The sequence below is a fragment of the Hyalangium sp. genome (assembly GCF_035629615.1).
Taxonomy (GTDB): domain Bacteria; phylum Myxococcota; class Myxococcia; order Myxococcales; family Myxococcaceae; genus Hyalangium.
This window is the reverse complement of sequence record NZ_DASPHO010000574.1, coordinates 1-5,776: the sequence shown is the minus strand read 5'-3', so window position 1 is coordinate 5,776 and position 5,776 is coordinate 1. Positions and strand designations below refer to the sequence as shown.

Genomic DNA, 5,776 nt, shown 5'->3' with positions numbered 1-5,776 from the left:
CCTTGGCCATGAACTGCGGATCCACCCACATGGCGCCCGGCTTCGGCGCGGTGGCGCGGGTGTAGCCGTACTTCGCCTTGAGATCGCCCTCCGCCTGGGCCAGCTCCTGCTTCACCTCGGCGTAGCGCGGGGACTTGGGGGACAGCATGTCCAGCTCGGTGCCCAGCGAGCGCACCTTGGCGAGCGTGTCCCGGAACCCCTGCGTCTGCGCCGTGAACTGCTTGGCCTCTCCGTCGCGGATCTTCTGCGGCACCACCCGCTCGAGGACCTGGCGCAGCTTGCCCAGATCCACGTCCAGCAGCTTGTCGAGCGGGATCTGCAGCGGCTTGCCGGTGAGGGTGATGCCCTCCCACGGCTTCGCGCCCGCACCCGCCTGTCCAGGCAGGGAGGGCAGCTTCGCCTCGAACGTGTCGACGAGCCGGTTGACGTGCTTGTCGACTTGCTGCGCGACGCGCTGCAGGCCCTCGCCAAGCCTGGCTAGAGGGTTGGAGTGTTCTGACTTCTGTGTCTGTCCCGCAGGTGTCTCCTGGGTGGTTCGCCTTGGCGAACCGGGAGACGGCGGGTTGAGTTTGACGGACATGGGAATGCTCCGGTCCGGAATCGTTCGAAGTGGATCAGCTTGTCTCCATTATCCTCGAAAGTTGTCGGATGTTGTGTCCGCATGGTGGTTGACACACCTACATCCTCGGCAAGCAAATTGCTTGAGGGTCTCCCGGAACCTGGGCGGAGGTCTTTCCGTGGAGGTCGGCGTGGCCAAGTGCAGCAGTCGGAGTGAGTCCCTCATCTCTCGTGCGATCACCTTGTTTCCGAGCGATACCGTGCTGGCAGCGCTCCAGGTGATGGAACGTTACAGCCTGGCAGTACTGCCGGTGGTGGACGAAGAGCGTGGGGAGCTGATGGGCGAGGTGACGGAGGCAGAGCTTTGCCGCGTTGCGTCACGGCTTCCGTTGATCCCGATCGCTGAAGTTTTAACCGCCAAGGCACTCGGCTGGGAGGAAGGAATGACCGGCGGGGGGGAGTCACTCTTGGAGAGCCCGGGGGCCACCTCCACGGGCGGCGTGCGTTGGCTGCACTGAGCGTGAGTCGGGTGTGGGGCCGTCGGCCATATGCTGGCCCGTAGACGTAACACCGACGCTCGCCCACCTCCTATCGAACACCCTCAAGGTGGGAGTGACACCTTCCCAACGGGTCGCACTTCGGGGTGGGCTGCAATCTCCCGCGGAGGTACCAGCCTCATGGCGGTAGCCCCGCGATCCCGCGTGGGCCCTTGAGGAGGCGTAGTTATGAAGGCAGTGGCGATCATCCTCGCTGCGGGGGAGGCTCGGCGGATGGGCCACCCCAAGGCGCTCATCGAGCATGAGGGTGGGAGGAGCTTCCTCCAGTCGCTCGCATCCACCTTTGGCAAGGCAGGCTGCGCGGTGCTGGGAGTCGTCGGGAAGGACTCGGAGGCGGTGCGCGAGCAGCACCCCAACCTGATGCTGGTGGAGAGCACGCGCTGGCAGGACGGCCTCATGTCGTCCATCAAGGCGGGGCTGACGGCCGCCCTCGAGGAAGGCGCGGACCTGGTGCTGCTGCACCCGGTGGACATGCCCGCGGTGCGGGCCTCGACGCTCAAGTCGCTGCTCAAGGCGATGGGGGACTCGGACGAGGGGCTGCGGCCGGAGTTCGAGGCAGCGGCGGGCTTCCCGGTGCTGCTCTCCCGTGTGGCGGCCGAGCGGCTCATGGAGAGCGACACGACTCAGCTCGACGCGGCGCTCGGGGCCGTGAAGCTGCGGCGGGTATCCGTGAAGGATCCGGGCGTGGTGGTCAACATCAACACGCCGGAGACGTACGAGCGGCTCTTCGGGACGGCACCTCGGCTGGCGCCGCCGCCCAAGCGGCGCGTGAAGAAGGCCGCGACGGGGGCAGTGACGATGCCGTCCTCTGGGATGGAGCTGGGCGCCTCTCTCGATGAGTGAGGCGGGTGGGCACCCTCCCCCCCGGTAACGGGAGGGAGGCGTGCCAGGCTCGGCATGGGTCAGAAGAAGAGGCCAACGCCGAGGTACGGACCGTGGAAGACGTCCTTGTGGACCTCGCCGTCCACGAGGCCGGCATCGTCCAGCATGAGCGTCCGCCAACCAGCGCGAAGGACCCAGGGGTAGAGCTTCACGGCCAGGCCTGCCTGCGCGTCCATCTGCCGGTACGGGAAGGGCGTGCCCTGCAGGCGCAGCTCGAGGTCCAGAGAGCCTCCAAGCCGTGCGTCGAACGAAGTGCCAAGGCTGGGGCCAACGACGGTCAGATCCGGGGCGTGCGCCGAGCTGAAGCCCGCCTCCACGCGCCAGCGCACCCGCTCGTTTGCGAGCACGGCGTAGGTGAGGTTCACGCCAGTCACCGAGATGGTGTCGGTGCCCCCCGTGCCGTCATCGGTGGACAGTGACAGCCCCGTCAGGCGTCCCTCCAAGCCCATGTACTCGCCCTCGAAGGCGAGGAACAGGTTCGCCCGCGTGCCGCCGCTTGTGGGCCCTCCCTCCAGGCCCATGCGCAGCGCGCTGTGGATTGTGTCCTTCCGCGCGGTGTGGACCTCGGGGGCGGGCGAGGCGTAGTAGACCGGAGCTGGATACGCGGGCTCCACGTAGTACGTCGGCGGCGGGGCGGGCTCCACGACGATGACGCGCTCGGGAGGAGGCGGAGGAGGACGGCTGCTGCCCACGGGCGAGGCGTCATGCGTCCTGCGCGAGCTCACCGCAGAGGCCTCGTGGACCCTCTTCGGAGCGGGCTCGTCGCGCTCCTCCTTGTCCTTCTTCTTCTCTTCCTTCTTGTCGGAATCGCTCGAGCTGGAGCGCTTGCCGAAGCGGGCCTCCGCCTCGGAAGTGGAGAAGCCCAACCCGACGACAGCCACGGCTACCAGTACGTTTCGGAGAGACGACATGGTCCGCCTCCTGGAGAGGGTGCGCCTGAATGCGGCTCAGGCACACGGACGCAGGACGGACCGGAAGATTCACCGTGCTCGGATCAGAACGCGAAGCCAAGGCCGACGAATGGGCCTCCGAGGACTTCCTCGTGCACGACGTCGTCCACCAGGCCGTTGTCGCTCAGGTAGAGCCCGCGCCACCCGCCGCGCAGCACCAGGGCGTTGAGGTGGAGCGCAAGCCCGGCCTGCGCGTCGAGCTGCCGGTAGGGATACGGGGTGCCCTGGGCGCGCAGCTCCAGGTCGAGGTTGCCCACGAGGCACGCCTCGAACGAGAGGGCGATGCTGGGCCCGAGCGCAGTGAGATCCGGCGCATGCGCGCTGCTGATGCCACCCTCCACGCGCAGGCGCGCCCGCTCCTGGGAGAGCAGCGCATAGGTGAGGTGGAAGTTCATCAGCGTGATCTTGTCCGTCCCCCCCGTTCCATCATCGGTGGGCAGGATGAGCCCCAGCGCCCGCGCGTCCATGCCCGCCCGTATGCCCTCGACGCCCAGGAAGGCGCTCAGGCCGGCGGCGGTGGTCAAGGCTGCGCCATCCACGCCCAGGCGCGCGCTCAGGGGGGAGGGTTGAGCGGGAGTGGACCGCACCTCAGCAGATGCCACCGGCTCGGCTTGCACCGGCTCGGGGGGAGGCGCCACGTAGGCCGCCGCTGGGCGCGTATCGAGGATGAGGGCGAAGAGCACATCCAGCAGGAACGACGCCCCCGAGGAAGAGCCCGAGCGGCGGCGGCGCGGAGCGTCGTCATCGTCGTCGTCGTCGTCGTCACCCACCGCCGTGGCTTTGTGGGACTTGCTATCCGAGGAATCGCTCGAGCTGGAGTGCTTACCGAAGCGAGCCTCCGCGCTCGGGGCAGAGAACAAGATGCCGACGGCTAGCGCGGCACACAGCAGGTTGCGGATGGACGACACGGTCCAACTCCTGGGCAGGGGGGGCCGCCACGGCTCGGCCGGGCACGTGGACGGTGGCCTGCTGGGAAATATTTAAAGCGCAAAACCAGGGAGGCAGGCAAGCCACTCCCCGCACTGGTGATGCGCGCCCTCGGCAGATATGTCCACTGCATGGAAAGTGCGACCGCGGGTCCCACCCGCTCCGCCTTCGCGCACCGCGACTTCCGCCTGTACCAGGGCGCACGCCTCTTCATGACGCTCGGCGTGCAGATGCAATCCGTGGCTGTGGGATTGCACGTCTACAGCCTCACCCAGCGCCCGCTGGATTTGGGGTATGTGGGACTCGCACAGTTCCTCCCTGCCCTGGTGCTCTCGCTGGTGACGGGGGACACGGCGGATCGGCATGACCGGCGAGGCGTGCTCCTGTGCTGCTACGCCACCATGGTGACGTGCGCGCTGCTGCTCTTCGGGATGTCGCGGGCAGGCGTCAATGAGACGTGGCCGCTCTACATCGTGCTGGTGCTGATCGGCACCGCGCGCGCCTTCGCCGGCCCGGCGGGACAGTCGCTCGTGCCCCACCTCGTGCCCATCCAGCACCTGTCGACGGCTGTGGCGTGGAACTCGTCGGTGTTTCAGGTGGGCACCATTGTCGGTCCCGCGGTGGGCGGCGTGCTCTATAGCGCTGTCCACGCGACCGGGGTGTACCTCACCTGCGCGGTGATGATGGCGGTGGCCGCGACGATGCTGGCGCTGATGCGGGTGCGCACGGGGCGCATGGAGCAGGCTGCCACTTCGTGGCAGCGGCTGCTGGGGGGCATTCGCTACGTGTGGCGGCAGAAGGTCGTGTTGGGCGCCATCTCGCTGGATCTCTTCGCGGTGCTGCTCGGCGGCGCGACGGCGCTGCTGCCCATCTACGCTCAGGACATCCTCCATACCGGGCCCTGGGGCCTGGGCGTGCTGCGCAGTGCGCCGGCGGTGGGCGCGGCCCTCATCGCGTTGTCGCTCGTCATGTTCCCGCTGCGGCGCAACGCGGGGGTGGTGATGCTGGCATGCGTGGCGCTCTTCGGCGTGGCCACGGTCGTGTTCGGGGTCTCGAGCCACCTGGGGCTGTCGGTGGTTGCCCTGGTGGTGCTGGGCGCTGCGGACATGGTGAGCGTGGTGATCCGGCAGACGCTGGTGCAGCTGGCCACGCCGCCGGAGATGCGGGGACGGGTGAGCGCGGTGAACATGGTGTTCATCGGCGCTTCCAACGAGCTGGGCGAGTTCGAGTCCGGCGTCACCGCCGAGTGGTTCGGCGTGGTTCCCTCCGTGGTGCTGGGCGGAGTGGGCACCTGCGTGGTGGTGCTGCTGTGGGCAGGGCTCTTCCCGGAGCTGCGCCGCATTGCCCGCGCCGACGAAGTGAAGCCACTTACCTCCTGACGACCCGGTATGGCTGTCCAGGTCGGGTGAGAGGCTGCCTACGTAACAGGTTACATCCGGCCGGTCGTCGTGGTATGCGCAGACCATGCTCACGTGGCTCCGACGCCTCTTCGCGTCACGTCCGGAAGTGCCCGGCCTTCCCGAGGAGACAGTTCCTGATGAGACGCCTCCCGTCTGGGCTGCTGCGGTAGTAGACGCCCTCCAGAAGTCTTCCCGGGCCCAGGCACGTCTGAGCCTCCAGGTGGAGGACCTGGACCGCAAGCTGGAAGGCGGGCTTGCCGAGTTGAGGGATTCCCTCTCCTTGAGGAGGGGGGCTGCGCCCGGCGCCCTTGTGGCAGATCAACCTCGCTGGGACGCGCTGCTGGACGCGCTGGATCTGCTCGATGAGGCCGCTCGCCTGACGGACCCTGCTCTCGCTCCGGGCCTTGTAGGCGTGGTGGCCCGGCTCGAGAGCTTTCTGGCGCACTCGGGACTCAAGCGTCTGACGCCGCTCGGTCATCCACCCGATGGACGGTTGTTCCGC

General features: G+C 68.0%; 6 protein-coding genes and 1 pseudogene. 3 read left to right on the top strand and 4 right to left on the bottom strand.

Annotated features, from left to right (window positions below; genetic code table 11):
- Window positions 1–580: pseudogene (locus VD972_RS29120) on the bottom strand (phospholipase); the annotation flags it as partial.
- A 169-nt stretch (window positions 581–749) separates the two neighbouring features.
- Between VD972_RS29120 and VD972_RS29115 the strand changes: the two are divergent.
- Together VD972_RS29115 and VD972_RS29110 are read left to right on the top strand one after the other, a co-directional pair.
- Window positions 750–1,076 (top strand): CBS domain-containing protein, encoded by a 327-nt coding sequence (locus VD972_RS29115; protein ID WP_324992025.1) that lies wholly within the window; start codon window positions 750–752, stop codon window positions 1,074–1,076.
- A 207-nt stretch (window positions 1,077–1,283) separates the two neighbouring features.
- Complete coding sequence (locus VD972_RS29110; protein WP_324992024.1) at window positions 1,284–1,958, top strand: nucleotidyltransferase family protein; 675 nt, start codon at window positions 1,284–1,286, stop codon at window positions 1,956–1,958.
- Between the two features lie 59 nt (window positions 1,959–2,017).
- Here the strand turns inward: VD972_RS29110 and VD972_RS29105 are convergent, their stop codons facing one another.
- Both VD972_RS29105 and VD972_RS29100 read right to left on the bottom strand, forming a co-directional pair.
- The gene (locus tag VD972_RS29105) at window positions 2,018–2,908 is read right to left on the bottom strand and encodes a hypothetical protein (protein WP_324992023.1); all 891 of its coding nucleotides are present in this window, start codon (window positions 2,906–2,908) and stop codon (window positions 2,018–2,020) included.
- Window positions 2,909–2,991: 83 nt separating this feature from the next.
- On the bottom strand, window positions 2,992–3,855 hold the full coding sequence (locus VD972_RS29100) for a hypothetical protein (protein ID WP_324992022.1): 864 nt from the start codon (window positions 3,853–3,855) through the stop codon (window positions 2,992–2,994).
- Between the two features lie 150 nt (window positions 3,856–4,005).
- Between VD972_RS29100 and VD972_RS29095 the strand changes: the two genes are divergently transcribed.
- Complete coding sequence (locus VD972_RS29095; RefSeq protein ID WP_324992021.1) at window positions 4,006–5,253, top strand: MFS transporter; 1,248 nt, start codon at window positions 4,006–4,008, stop codon at window positions 5,251–5,253.
- Window positions 5,254–5,368: 115 nt separating this feature from the next.
- Here VD972_RS29095 and VD972_RS29090 read toward each other — a convergent pair.
- On the bottom strand, window positions 5,369–5,776 hold a 408-nt coding region (locus VD972_RS29090; protein ID WP_324992020.1), incomplete at its 5' end, for a hypothetical protein.